Genomic DNA, 19,869 nt, shown 5'->3' on the forward strand with positions numbered 1-19,869 from the left:
TTATGCTATTTTTGTCACAATTTAAACAAAAGGGTTTCATAAAAACAAATGCCACCCCCGAGTTTAAGCTATGATGATGCATGCACGCAGCAGATTTCCTTCCGCCTGCGGCTTATATTACATGGTTAGATTGGTCATAAATTAGCGGGATAATAATCAAATTATGTCAAACAGGAAGCTGAATGTTTTTTTACCTCTTCTCTTTGCGGTAGTACTGGCCATCGGGATGTTCCTCGGTCATAAAATGCCAGGGTCCAACACCGGCGGTACCACTGTCTTCTTCACCAAGCCCACCAAAGGACCATTGCAGGAAGTGATGGACCTCATCAAAACAAAATATGTCGATACACTGGATGCCGATAAAGTACAACAGGAAGCCATTGATGGGCTGCTGAGCCACCTCGACCCGCACTCAATCTATATTCCCCCTTCTCAGTTACAGGCGGTGAATGAAGACCTGGAAGGCAACTTTCAGGGCATCGGCGTGGAATTCAACATCACTGCCGATACTGTAAACATCATATCTGTGCTGAGCGGCGGCCCGTCAGAAGCGGCCGGTGTACAAACAGGCGATAAAATACTGAAGGTCAACGACAGCCTCGTGGCCGGCAATGGCATCACCCCTGATAAAATCCGTAAACTGCTGCGCGGTCCCGCAGGCTCCCTGGTAAACACCGTCCTGCTGCGTCAACAGAAAAAAATCCAGGTGCCTATTAAAAGAGGCATCATTCCTATCTATAGCCTGGATGCCAGCTATATGGCCGCTCCCGGCGTTGGTTATATCAAAATCAACAAATTCTCCGCCACCACCTTCGATGAGTTCATGAAAGCCATGCGTAAGCTGGAAAAACAGGGCATGCAAAAACTCATCATCGATGTACGCCAGAACCCCGGCGGATTCATGGACGCCGCTGTTCGTATTGCAGATGAACTGCTGGGCGACAATAAGCTGATCGTATATACCAAAGGCAAAGACTACCCACGTACCGATTATAAAACCAAACGCCCCGGCATGTTTGAACGTGGCGCCTTGGCCATCCTCACCGACGAAGGCTCCGCTTCCGCCAGTGAAATACTCGCCGGTGCTATACAGGACTGGGACCGCGGCGCTGTCATCGGCCGCCGTACCTTCGGCAAAGGCCTGGTACAGGAACAATATGATCTGGACAACGGCGGCGCGCTCCGCCTCACCGTAGCCCGGTATTATATCCCCTCCGGCAGAAGTATCCAGAAACCTTACGGCGATGGCACCTCCTACGATGAAGATATCCTCGAACGCTACCATCACGGCGAACTGGTGAATAAAGACAGTATCAAAATCACCGACACGGTGCCGTACAAGACAGCCTCCGGACGCCGCGTATACGGCGGTGGCGGTATCACCCCTGATATCTTCGTACCGTTTGATACCTCCCGTTTCTCCCCGACGCTAACGGCGATCTATACACGTAATACGCTGAGCAACTTCGCTTATCAGTATTATACCAGCAACAAAGAAGCCTTCAAACGTTATAAGGACGCAGATGATTTCACCAAAAGCTTCCAGACCAGCCCTGCGCTGTTCGAGGAGTTCAAAACATACGCACAGAAAGACAGTGTCCCTGGCCTGCAACACCTGAGCGGTCATGACGACAATGAGATCAAAACCCGCCTTAAAGCCATGCTGGCCCGCCAGTTGTACCGCACGGAAGGGTTCTACGAAACGATCAATGCTACAGACCCGGTAGTGAAGAAGGCACTGGAAGAACTGAGCAAACAGAAATAAAGAACGCATCACAGCATAAAAGCGCATCGCCCGTTGATACAGTATCAACGGGCGATGCGCTTTTATGTATATGTTCTTTTTCGCTGGATGGTCCGCTTAGCGGTTTGGTTTGCGTTCCATCTTCGGCAGTGACATGGCAATCAGATCATTCATCACATTCACCGCTTCATCGAGATAGATATCTTTGGTCCTTACCTTGATCCAGTCCTTGTTACGGGCGATCTTGGAGGAATCGTTGCCGAGTTTTTCCATATCTGACCTGATGTTAACGATACTCAGTTCTTTCACTTTATCGTTTACGGCGTCATATTTTTTCAGGGCAGCGGTATTTGTTTTCTGTTCGGCTTTAAAGGTTTGCAGGTTGAGTGAATATGTCTCCTGCTTTTCCAGTTTCTTCAGCGTGTTCAGGTTTTCGGTGAGCAGCTTGAAAGCAGGGCTGGTAGCCATTCTTTTTTCGCTGTTCTTTTTCAGCGCTTCAGCAGGCACCGGATTGATCCAGGGGGTGAAGGAAGCGCGGGGGATTTCATCCCATACCAGCGCGTCGCTGTCTTTGCGTTCTGCCACATCGTAGTATGGGTCCGGCAGCACTACATCGGATGCCACGCCTTTCAGTTGGGTGGAGCCGCCGTTAGCCCGGTAGAATTTCTGTTGGGTAAGCTTCAGGGCGCCGAGGCTGCCACCGTCTTTTACCGGGTAGAAATCGTCGAGGTTAAACAGGCGCTGTACCGTGCCCTTACCGAAGGTCTGGCCGCTACCGATGATCACCGCACGTTTATAGTCCTGCATAGCTGCCGCCATGATCTCAGAAGCAGATGCGCTGTATTCGTTGACCATGATAGCCAGCGGGCCGTCGTATTGCACGTTTTTATCGCGATCGCGCAGTACCACTGCGTCGCCGCCTCTGGAGCGCACCTGTACCACGGGGCCTTCCGGAATAAACAGGCCGGCCATCTGTACTACGTCCTGGAGGGAACCGCCGCCGTTAAAGCGGAGGTCGAGGATGATACCTTCTACTTTTTCCGCTTTCAGTTTGGCCACTTCTTTGGCCACGTCTTCCGCGCTGCGGGCGCCGTTACGGTCGTTGAAGTCGGCATAAAATTCCGGCAGATAGATATAGCCGATTTTATGCTGGCCATTGATGATGGCGGATTTAGCGAATGTTTCTTCCGTTACGATTTCGTCGCGGACGATGGTAATATCTTTGGTGGTGCCGTCAACACTTTTCACCGTCAGTTTTACAGGCGTGCCTTTTTTACCACGGATCAGTTTCACCGCATCTTCTACAGGATAACCTGTGATATCAACCGGTTCTGCGTTGCCCTGGGCCACTTTCTGAATAACGTCGTTTGCTTTCAGCTGACCTTGTTTCCAGCTGGGGCTTCCGGTAACGATGCTTACCACTTTGATACGGTCGCCTTCTTCTTTCAGCTGTGCGCCGATGCCGAAGAATTTACCGGCCATTTGTTCTTCAAAGGCACGTTTTTCATCGGGTGGGAAGTAGTCGGTATGCGGGTCCATCGTGGTAGTGATGGCGTTCACGTATAAATTGAAACGGTCGTTGTCGTTTTGTCTGGTTTTCAGGCGGTCAAAGTAGCGGTCATACAGCTGTTTTACCTTCACACGGGCTTCGCTTTCCAGCTGGGCGTCGGTTTTTGTTTTGGCGCTGTCGCCGTCTTTTGCTTTTTCTCTCATCTCCTGAAGATCAGTGAGTTTTTCCAGGGTGCGATATTTCAGCACTTTGCGCCAGGCTTCCTTCCGTGCGTTTTCATCTGCCGGGTAGTCCAGCTTTTCCGGGTCGAGGGTCACTTTCTCGTCCACGGTGAAATCGAACGGTTTGGAGAGGATTTCGGGGTAGATGGCCGCCGCTTCAGCCACCCTTTGTTTGATCAGGGTGTTGATATTGCGGAAACAGTCTACCGGCGCACCTTTCAACTCATCATCTATATGGGTGGCCAGTGGCTCCAGACGGTTAATGTCAGATTTGAGGAAAAACTTCTTCTCCACATCCAGGCTACGCACATATTTATTGAAAACTTCTCTGGAGAAGGCGTCATCAATGGCTTTGGGTTGGTAGTGCCCTTCCTTCAGCATCTGGCCTACCAGGTTCATGATGACTTCGTAACGGCCAGGGGGGTCGTCTGCATGGCCCAGCTTGTTAAAAGCCAACACGCCGGCGGATATGCTGAGGAGCACAACCGGGATAATCACTTTCAGTCTCATATGTATCTCTATTAACGTAAACGTTGTCTGATCAAATATAAAATAAAATCGTCCGTTGCCACTTGAAATTATTTCCTTTTAACAAAAAATTGGGCCAAACGGTCGCGCGGAGGGGCAAGGGGTTCTCGCAGAGGCGTCACGCAAAGGCGCAAAGCAGCAAAGGCGCAAAGAAAAGAGGAAGAACATAAAGAAAGCAAAGGCACGGAGATCATATTTTTGATCTCCATGCCTTTGCTTTCTTCGCTCGCTTATGTAATTCTTTGCGTCTTTGCTGCTTTGCGCCTTTGCGTGACGCCTCTGCGTGAACTCAATCCTTTACCAGCTTATAAACAGCCCCTTTAAAGCCATCTTTGGTAGACATACTGGTGAGCATATAAATTTCGCCCTGCTCATCTTCTCCCCAGCTGAGAATGAAGGGGTTATCAGCGGGCCTGTTGGACAGTTCCAGATCGGCCCGCTCCCATTTGTTGCCATTCGGCACGAGCACAAAGGCTTTTCCGTTGTAGTCGCCGAAAACATACAGGCCTTTCAGGGAAGGAATAGCGGAGCCTCTGTACACATAACCACCGGTGATGCTGATGCCCAGATCGTGGTCGTACTCGTGTATGGGAGGCGTCAGTTTGTTGCGGTCCGCGTCGGCAGGGACATTAAAATCATGATATCCTTCCATGATGCGCCAGCCATAGTTACCACCTTTGGTGATGATGTCCACTTCTTCATATTTGGCTTGTCCCACATCACCGGCGAACAGTTTGCCGGTAGCTTTGTCAAAAGAGAAGCGCCATGGGTTACGCAGGCCATAGGCCCATATCTCTGGCTTTGCGCCGGCTGTTTTCACAAACGGATTGTCGGCCGGTACCTTATAGGGGGTACCATTCACGTCTATACGAAGTATCTTTCCCAGCACGGTGCTCAGGTCCTGCGCATTACCGATGGTACCGTGCTTATCGCCGCCACCGCCGCCATCGCCGAGACCGACGTAGAGGTATCCATCGCGGCCAAAGACCAGCTGGCCACCGTTATGGTTCGACTCCGGCTGGTTGATCTCCATCAGTATCCTTTTAGAGGCCGGGTCGGCCACATTGGGATTGGTAGCCGATGCAGTAAACTCCACCAGCCTGCTTTTGTGGTCCAGCACCCGTTTTACCGGGTTGGGCACCGGGGCGCTGTAATACACATAGAACTTGCGGTTCTTTTTGAAATCAGGATGGAAAGCCATGCCCAGCAGGCCTCTTTCATCGTAGGCAGGATTGACCTTTACCATATCTGAGCTGACATCCAGAAAGGGTTGTGACAACTGCGCTCCCTTCCTGTCCACAATCCATACTTTTCCTTCTTTCTGGCAGAAAAACAGCCGACCGGTACCATCGTGCGGCACGGCCATATTGACCGGGGAAATGAACTTGTCCGTTACCAGTTGCAGTCTGGCTTTTCTGGCGGGAGGCGCTGCTTTGTCCGGCTCTCCGGCCAGTGCAGCGTGGTTGAATAACAGGGGAATGAACATCCCACATAACAACCCTCGTATTTTCATCATCGTGCGGAATTTTGATGCACTAAAAATAGCAGATTATTATCCCTCTACTGATGACTTTTTGCTTTTTCCCTCCTGCTTTTTACCTTAGCAGTAAATTACACCCGCTTGGACACAACGGCCTCTACACCCAGAAACGACCCATACGCATCGCTACGCTATCAGGAGTTCAACTATTATCTGGTCATCCGCTTTGCTTTAGTATTTGCGCTGGCCATGCAGTTCGCCATCATCGAATGGAAAGTATATGCCTTGTCGCACGACCCTTTTTCTCTTGGGCTCATAGGCCTATCTGAAGTTATTCCTGCTGTGACACTGGCGCCTTTCGCCGGTCATCTGGTAGACAAGCGGGAAAAGCGGGGACTGTTATTGAAATGTGTGATCGCCTACCTCTTTATCAGCACCGGTCTTTTTCTGCTAACGTGGGACAAAGCCGTGGCGGGCCTCTCCACCCAATGGATATTACTCTCGATCTACTTCCTGGTATTTACCGGCGGTATTGTCCGGGCATTTGTCAGTCCTTCTAATTTCTCCCTGATGTCTTTGCTGGTGCCCCGCGCCTTATATGCCAACGCCTCTACCTGGAGCAGTTCTGCCTGGCAGATCGGCGGTGTGTTGGGACCTGCGCTGGGCGGACTCTGTATACACTGGTTCGGTGTACACTGGTCGATGTTGCTGGTGGTGGCTATTTTCCTGGCGCCGCTTTACAGCCTGATACAGATCAAGCCCAAGCCGATTTATTATAAGGAAAAGGGAGAAACGTTCTTACAGGGACTGACCAGCGGGATGCGTTTTGTATGGCAGACCAAAGTAGTGTTGGGAGCTATGGCCCTGGATATGTTTGCCGTGCTGTTTGGCGGCGCCGTAGCCATGTTGCCGGCTTACGCCACCGATGTGCTGCATGTGGGATCGCTGGGTTATGGACTGTTGCGGTCCGCGCCGGCTGTCGGCGCGCTGATCACCATGTTTATCATCGCGCACAAACCATTGGTTAACAAGCCGGGTATTAAACTGCTCGCTGCCGTATTTGTTTTTGGGTTGACAATTATCCTCTTTGGTGTATCCACCAGCTTCTGGCTGTCTATGGCAGCCCTGCTGATCAGCGGAGCGTTGGATGGCATCAGTGTTATTATCCGTCAAACTATTCTTCAGCTGAAAACACCTGATGACATGCGTGGCCGTGTAGCCTCCGTAAGCTCTATGTTTGTAGGCTCCTCCAATGAGCTGGGTGCTTTTGAGAGCGGCTTTATGGCGCGGCAGCTGGGACTGGTCACCTCTGTGGTGTTTGGGGGTTGCGTAACGCTGGCCGTGGTGGCTACCACCTATGTTATCAGTCCGGCCATGCGTAAGCTGGACCTCAAACCGTAGGGATTTAGGGATTTTTTGATTTACGGATTTTTTGATGTCTGCGTTGTTTATTCCCGAAATCCGTAAATCGTAAATCAAAAAATTCCTAAATCTTCATCTTGTCTTTCAACTTTTCAAGTATGTAGAATACAGCGGGACAGATCGTGCTGTTTTCGTAGGTGATATTGGGACGTTTAAAAAAGTCGTAGCTGTCTGTATAGGGATAATTGGCGCAGTCGCCGGGGCGTACGTCGTAGATGCTGCAGCCGTTGTCTCCCCCTAAAAACGGGCAGGGGCTAGATTTCACCACATAATCTTCATCTTTGTCAATACGCAGATAGGTATCAATAAAAGCGCCTTCTTTCATACCCAGGTATTTGGAAATCCTTTTGATATCCGGGGCTTTGAAGCGGGGGCTGATAGATTTGCAGCAGCGGGCACAGTCCATACAGTCGATATGGCTGAATGCCTCTTCATGAAGTTCCGGCAGCAGCTTCTCCACCCCTTTACCGCGGCGTGTCTGCAACTTCTGCAGGAATTGTTTGTTGGCCTTTTGTTTGTCTTTGGCCTTCTGTTCCCAGTCTTCTAAAATCTTGCTCATTGGCGCAAAGATAAGTAAATACCTGGTGGACAAAATCATGACAGAAGTATGCTAACCGGTGGTATCATTTATCACTGTTTTCCCTCTCTCCGGCCAGTGTTTTGGCGATTGCTTAAAATCTGCATAGCTTTGCGCATTCTTTTCAAATTACCTGCTTACATCATGAATCTTTTTGATATCCAACAAATTGAATTCGTGCACCGTCACATTGGTCCGAATGAAGCTGAGAAAAACCAGATGCTGGAAACCATAGGTACAGCCAATCTGGATGAGCTGATTAGCAAAACTGTTCCCGGTGCCATCCGCATGCAGCATCCGCTGGCAGTTCCGGCTGCGATGAGCGAGAGCGACTACCTACGCCATCTGAAAGAGGTTTCCCTGAAGAACAAGGTAATGCGCAACTACATCGGTCAAGGTTATTTCGACACGATCACACCGAGCGTAATTCTGCGCAACGTATTCGAGAATCCAGGATGGTACACGCAGTACACGCCTTATCAGGCGGAGATTTCCCAGGGTAGGCTGGAAAGCCTGCTGAACTACCAGACAATGGTAAGTGACCTGACAGGTTTGCCGATCTCCAATGCGTCGCTGCTGGATGAAGCCACTGCCGCTGCAGAAGCCATGACAATGTTCTTCAACGCGCTCAACAAAGACCATGACCACGTAACCAGGCCTAAGTTTTTTGTAGATACCAACGTTTACCCTCAGACACTGGACGTTATCCAGACCCGCGCTACTCCGCTGCATATTGAAGTAGTGGTGGGCGATTACAAAACAGCACAGTTCGACGCCAATTACTTCGGCGCGCTGATACAGTACCCTAACAATGTGGGCGCTGTGGAAGATTATCAGGAATTCATCCAGCAAGTACATGCGGTGGGCGCTTTTGTAGGCGTAGCTACCGACCTGCTGGCACTGACCCTGCTGACTTCTCCGGGCGAGCTGGGTGCTGACGCCGCTTTCGGTTCTGCACAACGTTTTGGCGTTCCTTTGGGCTTTGGTGGTCCTCACGCGGCATTCTTTGCCGTGAAAGACGACTTCAAACGTTCTATTCCCGGCCGTATCATTGGTGTGAGCATCGACGCGCAAGGCCAGCGTGCCCTGCGTATGGCGCTGCAAACCCGTGAACAGCATATCAAACGCGAAAAAGCAACTTCCAATATCTGTACCGCACAGGCGCTGCTGGCTAATATGGCTGCTATGTATGCCGTATACCATGGCCCTGCAGGACTGAAGAACATCGCTACCCGCGTGGCGTTGCTCACGGCCGCACTGGCAGAAAAATTACAGGCGAAAGGACTGAAACTGGCCGCTGGCAACTTCTTCGACACGATCGTGATCGAGAACGCCGGCGATGTGAAAGCAGCAGCGGAAGCAGCCGGTATCAACCTGCGTTATTTCGCTAATGGCCTGGTAGGTATCTCCCTCGATGAAACCGCCACCATTGGCGATATCAACGACGTGCTCCGTGTATTCGGTGCCGGTAGCGTAGACGCAGCCAGCATCTCTGCCGGCAAAGTCGCTGTTCCTGCTGGTCTGGAACGTACTTCCCCTTACCTGCAACATCCGGTATTCAACAGCTATCACAGCGAATCGCTGATGATGCGTTACCTGAAAATGCTGGAAAACAAGGACCTGTCCCTGAACACGTCCATGATTTCTCTCGGCTCCTGCACCATGAAGCTGAACGCAGCTTCTGAAATGATTCCGCTGAGCTGGGCCCACTGGAGCAAAATGCACCCGTTTGCCCCGAAAGAACAAGCCGGCGGTTATCTGCAAATGACTTCTGAACTGGGCGAGTACCTCAGCCAGATCACCGGTTTCGACTCCTGCAGCCTGCAGCCTAACAGCGGCGCCCAGGGCGAATACGCTGGTCTGCTGGTGATTCGTCAATACCATGAAAGCAGAGGTGAAGGACACCGTAACGTGATGCTGATCCCTATCAGCGCCCACGGTACCAACCCTGCCTCCGCAGTAATGGCTGGTTTCAAGGTAGTAGTAGTAAAAGCACTGGAAAACGGCTACATCGATGTGGAAGACCTGAAAGCCAAAGCTGCTTTACATGCTGAAGCCCTCGCCGGTATCATGATCACCTACCCTTCTACCTACGGTGTATATGAAGAGTCTGTGAAAGAAATCTGCGCTACCATCCACGAACACGGTGGCCAGGTATATATGGACGGCGCCAATATGAACGCACAGGTAGGTCTCACTGCTCCGGGCATTATCGGTGCAGACGTATGCCACCTGAACCTGCACAAAACCTTCGCTATCCCTCACGGTGGCGGTGGTCCCGGCATGGGCCCCATCTGCGTGGCCAAACACCTGACACCTTTCCTGCCAGGTCACGTGGAGCTGAACAACGGTAAGGTATCTCACGCCGTATCTGCAGCACCATTTGGCTCTGCCAGCATCCTGCTCATCTCTTACGCTTATATCCGCATGCTCGGTAACATCGGCGTGAAACAAGCTTCTGAATATGCTATCCTGAATGCCAACTACATGAAGGCACGCCTGGAAAAAGCATACGATATCCTGTACACAGGCGTTAACGGTACCTGCGCGCACGAGTTCATCGTAGACCTCCGTCCGTTTAAAGCTACTGCCGGTATCGAAGCAGAAGATGTGGCCAAACGTCTGATGGACTACGGCTTCCACGCTCCTACCATGAGCTTCCCGGTACCAGGCACTATCATGATCGAGCCTACCGAAAGTGAAGACAAAGGCGAACTGGACCGCTTCTGCGATGCCCTGCTGGCCATCCGCGAAGAAATCCGCGCTGTGGAAGAAGGTGCTGCCGACAAACAGAACAACGTACTTAAAAATGCGCCACATACTCAGTTGGTGATCACTGCCGACGAATGGACCCGTCCATATAGCCGTCAACAGGCAGCTTATCCGCTGGAATACGTGAAAGCCAACAAATTCTGGCCTTCCGTAAGCCGTGTGAACAACACCCACGGTGATAGAAACCTGATCTGCACCTGCGAACCGGTAAGTGCTTATGAGGAATCTGTAGCGTAAACAGCTCATTTAAAGGCCATAAAAAAGCTGCTCCCTTCAGGAGCAGCTTTTTTTATGGCCCATACCCCAGGACTAAAGTCCCGGGTTACTTTATTTTCCGGCTTTGTGGTTACGAAGCTGACTGAGGAAAACGGGTGTCATGCCCAGATAGGAAGCCAGGTACTTCTGTGGTACACGGGCCGCAATGGCCGGATACCGCTCGAGGAAAGCCTCGTAACGCTCCGCTGCCGTGTGACTGATATTCTGCAGAATACGGCGGTTCTGCGCCAGATAAGCATTTTGATGCAGTATCCTGAAAAAGCGTTCAAAGGCCGGCACTTTCTGGTAAAGCGTTTGTAACGCTTCCCGCTCCAGCTGCAACACACAGGAGGGCTCCAGCGCTTCGATGCTTACCTGTGAAGGACTTTGTGTCAACAGGCTTTCAAGGTCAGTGATCCACCAGTCTTCCACCGCAAAATGCAATACATGCTCCACATCATTTCTGTCTGTGATATAGGAACGCAGGCATCCCTGTACGATAAAATACTCATAGCGGCAGATGTCGCCGGCCTGCAACAGCCACTGGCGCCGTTGCAGGCGACGGGGTTTCAGCAGGCTGATAAAATATTGCTGTTCTTCCGGTGTGAGTGGTACATGCCGGGCCACATGTTGCAACAGTAGCCCGTATAAGTCTTGCTGGTCCATTATTTTTTACTGGTTTAGTACCGGTTCCAGCACTTCAATTTTACCATCTATCGGCTGTCTAATATCGAGGCCGAGTATACGGGCCACTAACGGATACACATGTATGTTTTCAAAAGTGGCGATGCGTGTATTGGTTTTGAAGGCCGGTCCCCATGCCATGAAGATAGCATTCATCTCGGTAAGGTTATTGTCGAAGCCATGGTGGCCGGGATGCATCTTCCTGTTCGTTTCCCCTTTGCTGAAAGCATAGTTGGCTTCAGCTACTACAATGATATCGCCAATGCGGTTATACACATCTTCCTGTCCATAGTGCCATCTTTCCGGTGTTTCTTTTTTCAGGTATGCGGTGTAGTGGTTTTCATGTTGCTTCAGGAAATCGTATGCTGCTTTGATTTCCGCTTCATTATTGCCATAGAGCATTATTTTCTCACCGCCGGGCAGGATGCGGAGAGGCTTTAACGCGGGGCTGTCCGGCAGAGACAGGGTGCGTTCTGTATCTACGCGCAGCATGCCATGATCTGATACGATGATAAAGTTGACCGGCAGGTTCAGTTTACTCACCGCTTCCTGCATGCGGCCGATGGCAGCATCTACAAACTGTACGGCACTTCTTACGCTGTCGCTGTCGGGACCATAACTGTGCCCCTTATGGTCAACTTCAGGGAAATAGAAGGTAATGAGGTGCGGGCGTTGCTCTGCCGGCAGCTGCAGCCAGTTCACCACCTGCTGGATACGCTGGTCGATGCCTGTTTTTTCCTGGTACTTAAAATAGTACGTGGGCCGGATGTTTTGAATAGCGCTTTCAGAGCCTACCCAAAAATAACTGGCGCTGACCATCTGTTGTTTTTCAGCCAGTACCCACAGCGGCAGCCCGCCATACCAGGTGCCATCCTCCACTGCATCGCGGTTACCTACTTTATAGGCCGCATCGCGTTTGCGGTCGTAGAAATGGTTGTCTACCAAACCGTGATGTGCCGGGTACATGCCTGTTGCCAGTGTATAGTGATTGGGAAATGTGAGTGAAGGAAAGGAAGGCTGCATGGCAGTAGCCCTTACACCCTGTCCGGAGAGGCGGAGCAGGTTTTGTGCATGGTATTTCTCTGCGTAATCATACCGGAACCCATCGATGGAGATCATGATCACGTAGGGCTTTGTTTGCTGAGAGGCGCTGTTTGTCCGCCCTTCCACTGTCAGTTGAGCCGTGTCCTGCGCATACAGGCCTGTTGTTGTAAGAAATGCTGCCGCCAATAAGATGAGAATCCGCTTCACTTTCGTTGTTTTAGTTTATATGATCTGTTGATGGGGAGTAATAACAGGATGGGTTAAAAACGCGCAAATTAGAAAACTTATTCCATATCCGGCCGGACAGGTAATTATATAAACGTTAATGTACGAATTAGATTATATGATAATATTTTGTCCAAAAATTAATCATCTCACTAAAATAAAGGCAAAATAACAACCATCGGTTAAAATATTATATATATTAATTTAATTAATTGATTGTTTATCTATATATTAGCCAACTGAAAAACCATCGAACTATGTCCGACTACACCTTTATTACAACCGAGGAGAATTTTTTACTACAACAAGCACTGAAGCGGAACAAACAGCAGTTACGGAAATTTGCGTTAATAGGTTTTATTGTGTTATTGGTAGCGGCTATTATTCCGCAGATTTACCTGTACACCCACAATACGCTGGGTGATGCAGATGAATCGCTGTTTTCCTATAAGAACGCCTGGTTTTGGGTATGGATGATTTGTTTTGTGATTGCACTAGTGTTTGCCTTGATCAAAGTAACGGATATCCGGTATTGGGCGCTGAAGAAGGATCTGGTAGCCCTGCAGAAAGCCACCCTGCAGGCACCTATGGAAGCAGTATATCTGGAGAACAACGATACACAGACCAATATCATGATAAAGCTGGATAACCAGAAAAAACGCCTGTTTTACTGGATGCGTGGCGCCCTCGAAGGTTACCGTGCCGGTCAGGAAGTGGAAATCACCTACGCCCGTTATTCCCGCGTTATCATCGCCATCAATAAAAAATAGCTTTAACCTACACTTAGCACCGGTACGTTGGCCCGCCCTGCGTACCGGTATATACCTCCAACTTATCTACTGACAATACCACGGATGAATATGCCTGTTAATCCTTATCTTAGGAAGGATTATTGAAATCCCCTGCATGCCTTGCCTGAGAAAATATGCTATTTACCTTTTCGCTGCGGTCCTGCTGCTAACACATTCCTGTCAGTGTAAAAAAGAACATGTTGATCCGCCACAACCGCCAGCCCCTCCGCAGGACGTTTACCTCGTAACATCGATTACCCACAACGGCATTCCGAAAGACAGTTTCGCGTACAACGACCGGCAACAGCTAACGCAGCATTGGGACTACAATGCCTCCTACCGGCAATGGCAGAACTATATCACCTTTGAATATAACGCTGACGGCTATGTGAAAACAGCCCGGTATTACAATGAAAATGATAATACAGTGAAAAGCCTGAGCCAGCAGGATTCTCTGGCATGGACATCCGGCAAACTATGGGTGTACACAACGCGCTACCGCGACCTCGGCGCCGGGATATCCGGATATGACACCACGCTGTTACTGGTAAACAGCAACCGGCAGTTTACCCTCTCTGGTTCAAAAGATACGTTTATTTTCAACCAGGGCATTTACGGCGATATGGTACGATTTAAAGAGTACACTTATCAGCAACAGGATGTTCAGCAATTTCTCGGGCACAATTATGTCAATGTCATCGGCGCTTCTACCATACTGGAAGAATACCGCTATACCATGACCTACGGCAGTCAGGTAAATGCACTGTACCGCTATCTTTCAAAAAATCCGCTGCTCTTGCAGATAGTGACCGCCGACCTGCAGAACAACTGGAAAGGTTATCCGTTCCTGGCCAGCGAACATTACGTCAGCGCGATGCGGTATGAAGATGCCGCCGGCACACGGACCACCCTGCCGGTAACCTACACGCCCGTTGACACTTCCGCTTATCCCAAAGAACAGTTGATAGGAACGAATACATCGATCAGTTATCGCTACCAGATTATCAGGGGTAAATAACATAACAACTAAACATTATCTTACTACCGTTATCCAGGCTGTATGTTATACCAACAACGTTATTATCTGCTTTTTCTCATAGTTATCCTTTATTTGGTGGCACCCTCCTGCCACTGTAAAAAGGAACATATCGATCCGCCGGCGCCGCCTGTGCAACAACAAAAGGATAAGTACCTGGTAACCTCCATCCGGATAAATGGTATTCCCAAAGACAGCTTCGTATATAACGACCGCCAGCAACTCACCGAGCGTTGGGATTACAATACTTCCTATCGTCAATGGCAGAACTACACCGCTTTCATCTATAACGTCGACGGATATCTGAAAATAGCCCGTCATTATAATGAAAACGACAATACCCTTAAAAGCCTCTCCCAGAAAGATTCTCTGATATGGACCACTGGAAAGCTGACCGTCTACACCACCTTCTACCGTAATCTGGGAGATGAAATATCCGGTTATGATACCACCAGGTATTTACAGGATGATGCCCGCCGCTTCTTCCTGATTGGGTATACAGACACGCTGCCTTTCTTTTTCGGTAGAATGATGAGTTATGAAAAATATTTTTATGACCAGCAGGATATCCGGCAGTACCACATCGTTAATTATGTAGAGCCTATTGGTATTCCGCCCACCACGGAAGCTTACCAATACGACATGACCTATAACAGCCAGCCGAACGCATTATACCGACACCTGTCCAAAAATCCGTTGTTGCTGCGGATGGTCACCGCAGACCTGCAAAACAACATCTGGAAAGGTTATCCGTTCCTGGCCAGCGAACATTATGTGACCAGCATCCGGTATGAAACCACTGCCAGCGCAGCAGTCACTATTCCCGTCACCTATTTTACAGCAGACACCATGCCCTATCCACAGGAACAACGACTCGCCTCCGGTACTACTATTAGTTACCTGTACCGGTTGGTGAAACCGTAACCGGTGTTATCCCGGTAATGGCCGCTGACTTTTTTTTATCTTTGATGTCCATAGAAATCTGTCATTCATGAACATCGAACAATTCTGCGAATACTGCCTTTCTCTTCCTGGCGTTACGGAAGAATTCCCTTTCGGAGAAGAAACCCTTGTGTATAAAGTCGCCGGCAAAATGTTTGCCCTCACCAATCTGGAAGAATTCAGCAGCGTCAATCTGAAATGTGACCCGGATGAAGCGGTAGAACTGCGGGAACGCTATGAAGGCGTAACACCCGGCTACCATATGAATAAAAAACATTGGAACACCGTTGATATGCATTCCAATATTCCCAACAAACTGATACTGGAATGGATTAAGAACTCCTACGATCTGGTAGTGGCCAGTTTACCTAAAAAAGAACGGGAAAAGCTGGTCCAATAACCGCTCACCCTTTTCTGCGGTCATATTACCTTACTTTTTGCTACTTTAGCCCCCGTCTAAAACAAACCGTTTATGAGAAAATGGCTGCTGCTGGCCTGCGCCGCGCTGTTCGTCTTTCCTGTAGTTACCAAAGCTGTTAACCAGGATTCCCTCTGGATGTATACCCATTACACCAAAAAAGAAGTGTATATCCCGATGCGGGACGGGGTAAAACTGTTTACCTCCATCTATCTTCCTAAAGACCAGTCGGAGAAACATCCTATTCTGATGACGCGCACTCCTTATTCCTGCGCACCTTACGGCGAAAGCAACTTTCGCCCGCTGTACAAAAACCACTATAAACAATACCTGCTGGAAGGTTACATCATGGTGGTCCAGGATGTAAGAGGCACGTGGATGAGTGAAGGCAAGTTTGTGAACGTACGTCCGTTTAACCCTAATAAAAAAGGGAAAAATGATATCGATGAGGCCAGCGACACCTATGACACCATCGACTGGCTGGTAAAAAACCTCGCCGGCAACAACGGCAGCGTGGGTATCTTTGGTATCTCCTATCCCGGTTTTTACTCCACCATGGGCGCCCTGAGTGGTCACCCTGCATTGAAAGCCGTGAGCCCTCAGGCGCCGGTAACAGACTGGTTCATGGGCGACGACTTCCATCATAACGGCGCTTTCATGCTCACAGATGCATTTTCTTTCTATACCGTATTTGATCACCCGCACCCGAAGCCCACTACTGTCGGGCCTAAAGGCATCGAATACTATACCCGCGACAACTACAAATTCTATCTCGAAACCGGCGCACTGCCTAATTTCTCCAAGATCATCGGCGACAGTGTGGCTTTCTGGCATGAAATGTACGCCCATCCTACTTATGACGACTACTGGAAAGCGCGTAACGTACGCAACTTCCTGAAAAACGTAAAACCGGTGATGCTGGAAGTAGGCGGTGTATTTGATGCAGAGGACTGCTTCGGCGCCTGGAATACCTATAAAACCATTGAATCCGAAAGTCCCAATACCAACAACCGTATTGTGATGGGCCCGTGGTATCATGGCCAGTGGGCATTTACTGACGGTACCCACCTGGGCAACGTCCGCTTTGGTAGTAACACTTCCGAGTATTATGCCAACAACATTGAGGTCCCTTTCTTCAACTATTACCTGAAAGGCAAAGGCCAGGCACCAGATATCGCTGAAGCCACCATCTTCTTCACCGGCAAAAACGAGTGGAAAAGGCTGCCACAATGGCCTCCGGCTGATATGAAGGAACAACCCGTTTACCTGCAACCTGACGGTAAACTGGCGTTCACACAGCCTACCGCCGCCAATAGTTTCAGCGAGTACATCAGCGATCCGGCCAAACCGGTGCCTTATACAGAAGATATACACTTCAACCGCACCATCAACTACATGACCGATGACCAGCGTTTTGCTTCCCGCAGACCCGATGTAGTGGTGTTTGAATCTGAAGTACTGGACAAAGACATTACCCTTGCCGGTCCTGTTATCGCTGATCTCGTGGCCAGCACCACCGGTACCGATGCTGACTTCGTGGTAAAGCTGATAGACGTGTTCCCAAATGATTTCAAATACGAAGAGGATGCTTCTTCAGAACACCGCCGTGTGCCATCTTCCACCTACCCAATGGGAGGTTACCAGATGCTGGTACGTGGTGAGATCATGCGCGGCAAATTCCGCAACAGCTTTGAAAAACCGGAAGCCTTTGTTCCGGGCCAACCTACACCGGTGAAGTTCACCCTGCCGGACGTAGCACACACCTTCCAGAAAGGCCACCGTATCATGATTCAGATACAAAGCAGCTGGTTCCCGCTGGCCGATCGCAATCCGCAGCAGTTCATGGACATCTACAAAGCCACTGATAAAGATTTCAAAAAAGCGGATATCAGGATCTATCATGATGCTGCCCATGCATCTAAGGTATTGCTGCCGATAGCGCAGTGAGTGTTCTCGCAAAAGCGTCACGCAAAGGCGCAAAGCAGCAAAGACGCAAAGGATTGATAAGAATAATAAGAAAGCAAAGGAGCGGAGATCAAATGTGATCTCCGCTCCTTTGCTTTCTTACCTCGCTTATATCATCTTTGCGTCTTTGCTGCTTTGCGCCTTTGCGTGACGCTTTTGCGACCTATAGCCTTCCGCCGCCGCCCCATTCAATCCAGTCTGCCGCGGCGCCATTCTGTGTTTTGAGGCCGATCTGCAGGAAGCCGTATTTACTCACGTTATACCGAAGCGCTATCCTCAGAAACCAGTTACCTTTCTCGCTATCGCGGCGCCACAGATAGGTGCCTGCCTGCGTAACAATATCAAAACGCTGCAAGTGAAGGGTATGGCCGATATGGGCGCCCAGCGCCATTTTATCGAAGGTGGATACTTTTTGGTATTTCTCTGCGTAAACTACCCCCAGGGACCCGTCGTAGAAGCCATCTATGCCGGCGCCGAAGCTGCATACATGGCTGTACAGGTAGCTCCAGTCCAATACCGCAGAAGCAGTGCCGTAAGATGCTCTGACTCCGTAACGGGTATCCGGCTGTACCACCCCGAAGGCGCCGTAAAGGCTCCAGGCCTGCTTATGTTTCAATTTGGAAAGCGGGCTGTCGATATAGGCAGGTCGTATACGGGCTACAAAAGCAGGATCAATTTGCTGCTGTACAATCTTACGGATCGTATTGTAATGCACTCTCAAACCAGCATGGATACCAGGCATATTGAGGCCCAGGTTGGGCGTGTGGGTACGGCCATTCGAAAAGTGAGTGAGGTCCAATCCATATACAAAATCGAATACTTCAGACAACCGCCATATTCCGCTGACCCCCACATTAAAATATACATCTACTTTGGAACTGATGGCGTCATTGAGCGGGTTGGTGTCCTTGTTATACCCCTTCAGATCGTAGGTGAAACCCAGGGACAGCCCGGCTTCGAAATGATGCCGCTTGCGGCGCGCAAAAGGCGCATAAAAGAAACCGTATATGCCGCTGGGGTTACCCAGAACGGTTGCATCGCCGATGTTGCCGGTATAGAAACCGATGCCGTAACTTGGGTAATTAAGGGCCCGCTGCCATTCCTGCTTGCCGGTAGACATCCACCCCATTCTGACTTCTACCGACTCATACCCATGTTCCAGTATCTTGGACATCTCGTCGCCATTATACAGGTGGCTACCCGTATGCAGCTTCAGCTCTATAAATTTCTGTCTGCCCAGATTGGGATTAGCTTTGGCCTTTGACCATAAATCTGTTGAATCCTGTGCCTGCAGGCTGCCTGCTAACAGCGCCGCTACCATGGTTAAAATACTACATCTCATAGACGCCTGAACGGTTAACATATCGGTTTTATTTTTAGGCCAACAAAGCAAGGCTCCCTTTTGTTGTACCAGAGCAAATCGCTTGTAAAAAGTTAATTCCTTAACTTGCGAGGACTTTAGCAAAACCTTATTTGAATCAAAGTTATTGACAACCACAAATTTATGTACAAAAAATACATTTTCACCGGTGTTCTTGGCCTGTTGGCCATGCAGGGATTTAGCCAGGCTAAACCGGCACCCAAAGCGAAACCGGCCTCCCATACCGCCACAGCAAAACCTGGTTTATTAAAAAACAGGATAGACTCCGTGAGCTACGGCATCGGCGTTAATATCGCTGAGAACCTGAAAGCACAGGGATTAAGTAATGTCAACACTACCCTGCTGGCCAAAGCCGTACAGGATATGCTGACCAATAAAACATTAACATTATCTAAAGAACAGAGTGAGATGAGCATCAGTAACTATCTTCAGCAACTGAAAGCGGAAAAAGTTGCCAAAAACCGCGAAGCCAGCGACAAATTCCTGGCTGAAAACAAAACCAAGCCGGGCGTGGTAACCCTCCCCAGCGGTCTTCAGTATCAGGTCCTGAAAGAAGGCAACGGGCCTAAACCCACTATCAACGATAAAGTAAAAACACACTATCATGGTACCCTGATCGATGGTACTGTATTCGATAGCTCTGTGGAAAGAGGAGAGCCGATCTCCTTCCCGGTGAGCGGTGTGATCAGAGGCTGGACAGAAGCCCTGCAACTGATGCCGGTAGGCTCCAAATGGCGCCTCTTTATCCCTTCTGACCTCGCCTATGGCGACCGTGGCGCGGGTGCTAAAATCGGCCCGGGCGCGGCACTGGTATTTGATGTGGAACTGCTCGACATCGTAAAATAAGAACAGCCTGATGGCACATAAAAAAAAG

The 19,869-nt window shown here is 49.7% G+C and carries 15 protein-coding genes; 9 read left to right on the plus strand and 6 right to left on the minus strand.

The window, feature by feature from the left end:
• Positions 1–163: 163 nt before the first annotated feature.
• Positions 164–1,765 (plus strand): S41 family peptidase, encoded by a 1,602-nt coding sequence (locus ICL55_RS17195; RefSeq protein ID WP_188099452.1) that lies wholly within the window; start codon positions 164–166, stop codon positions 1,763–1,765.
• Between the two features lie 96 nt (positions 1,766–1,861).
• On the opposite strand, the gene ICL55_RS17200 is transcribed toward ICL55_RS17195, so the two are convergent.
• Together ICL55_RS17200 and ICL55_RS17205 are read right to left on the minus strand one after the other, a co-directional pair.
• Positions 1,862–3,985 carry a carboxy terminal-processing peptidase gene (locus ICL55_RS17200; RefSeq protein WP_188099454.1) on the minus strand — a complete coding sequence of 708 codons (2,124 nt, stop codon included), beginning with the start codon at positions 3,983–3,985 and terminating at the stop codon, positions 1,862–1,864.
• A gap of 307 nt (positions 3,986–4,292) precedes the next feature.
• Complete coding sequence (locus tag ICL55_RS17205) at positions 4,293–5,519, minus strand: PQQ-dependent sugar dehydrogenase (RefSeq protein ID WP_188099456.1); 1,227 nt, start codon at positions 5,517–5,519, stop codon at positions 4,293–4,295.
• A 105-nt stretch (positions 5,520–5,624) separates the two neighbouring features.
• On the opposite strand from ICL55_RS17205, the gene ICL55_RS17210 reads away from it, so the two are divergent.
• Positions 5,625–6,884 carry an MFS transporter gene (locus ICL55_RS17210; RefSeq protein WP_188099458.1) on the plus strand — a complete coding sequence of 420 codons (1,260 nt, stop codon included), beginning with the start codon at positions 5,625–5,627 and terminating at the stop codon, positions 6,882–6,884.
• Between the two features lie 85 nt (positions 6,885–6,969).
• Here the strand turns inward: ICL55_RS17210 and ICL55_RS17215 are convergent, their stop codons facing one another.
• Positions 6,970–7,464: a YkgJ family cysteine cluster protein gene (locus ICL55_RS17215; protein ID WP_188099460.1), complete on the minus strand. Its 495-nt coding sequence runs from the start codon at positions 7,462–7,464 to the stop codon at positions 6,970–6,972.
• 162 nt (positions 7,465–7,626) lie between these two features.
• Here ICL55_RS17215 and gcvP point away from each other — a divergent pair, with 162 nt between their 5' ends.
• Positions 7,627–10,491, plus strand: coding sequence for an aminomethyl-transferring glycine dehydrogenase (gcvP, locus tag ICL55_RS17220; protein WP_188099462.1), 2,865 nt, complete (start codon positions 7,627–7,629; stop codon positions 10,489–10,491).
• A 90-nt stretch (positions 10,492–10,581) separates the two neighbouring features.
• Here the strand turns inward: gcvP and ICL55_RS17225 are convergent, their stop codons facing one another.
• A complete protein-coding gene (locus ICL55_RS17225; RefSeq protein ID WP_188099464.1) occupies positions 10,582–11,175 on the minus strand; it encodes a Crp/Fnr family transcriptional regulator in 594 nt (197 codons plus the stop codon).
• Between the two features lie 6 nt (positions 11,176–11,181).
• Entirely contained in the window at positions 11,182–12,444 is a 1,263-nt protein-coding gene (locus tag ICL55_RS17230) for an alkaline phosphatase family protein (RefSeq protein WP_223151481.1), read from the minus strand.
• Between the two features lie 275 nt (positions 12,445–12,719).
• Between ICL55_RS17230 and ICL55_RS17235 the strand changes: the two genes are divergently transcribed.
• From ICL55_RS17235 to ICL55_RS17255, 5 genes are all read left to right on the plus strand, one after another.
• On the plus strand, positions 12,720–13,232 hold the full coding sequence (locus ICL55_RS17235; RefSeq protein ID WP_188099466.1) for a hypothetical protein: 513 nt from the start codon (positions 12,720–12,722) through the stop codon (positions 13,230–13,232).
• Positions 13,233–13,368: 136 nt separating this feature from the next.
• The gene (locus ICL55_RS17240; protein WP_188099468.1) at positions 13,369–14,271 is read left to right on the plus strand and encodes a hypothetical protein; all 903 of its coding nucleotides are present in this window, start codon (positions 13,369–13,371) and stop codon (positions 14,269–14,271) included.
• Between the two features lie 42 nt (positions 14,272–14,313).
• A complete protein-coding gene (locus ICL55_RS17245; protein WP_188099470.1) occupies positions 14,314–15,213 on the plus strand; it encodes a hypothetical protein in 900 nt (299 codons plus the stop codon).
• A gap of 67 nt (positions 15,214–15,280) precedes the next feature.
• The gene (locus ICL55_RS17250; protein WP_188099473.1) at positions 15,281–15,631 is read left to right on the plus strand and encodes an MmcQ/YjbR family DNA-binding protein; all 351 of its coding nucleotides are present in this window, start codon (positions 15,281–15,283) and stop codon (positions 15,629–15,631) included.
• A 72-nt stretch (positions 15,632–15,703) separates the two neighbouring features.
• Positions 15,704–17,596, plus strand: a complete 1,893-nt coding sequence (locus ICL55_RS17255) for a CocE/NonD family hydrolase (protein WP_188099475.1) — start codon at positions 15,704–15,706, stop codon at positions 17,594–17,596.
• A 181-nt stretch (positions 17,597–17,777) separates the two neighbouring features.
• On the opposite strand, the gene ICL55_RS17260 is transcribed toward ICL55_RS17255, so the two are convergent.
• Positions 17,778–18,956: an acyloxyacyl hydrolase gene (locus ICL55_RS17260; RefSeq protein ID WP_188099477.1), complete on the minus strand. Its 1,179-nt coding sequence runs from the start codon at positions 18,954–18,956 to the stop codon at positions 17,778–17,780.
• A 162-nt stretch (positions 18,957–19,118) separates the two neighbouring features.
• Between ICL55_RS17260 and bamJ the strand changes: the two genes are divergently transcribed.
• Entirely contained in the window at positions 19,119–19,841 is a 723-nt protein-coding gene (gene bamJ / locus ICL55_RS17265) for a BamJ family beta-barrel-assembly machinery protein (RefSeq protein WP_188099479.1), read from the plus strand.
• Positions 19,842–19,869: the final 28 nt, after the last annotated feature.

It is taken from the genome of Chitinophaga varians, from assembly GCF_014529945.1.
Taxonomy (GTDB): Bacteria; Bacteroidota; Bacteroidia; order Chitinophagales; family Chitinophagaceae; genus Chitinophaga; species Chitinophaga varians.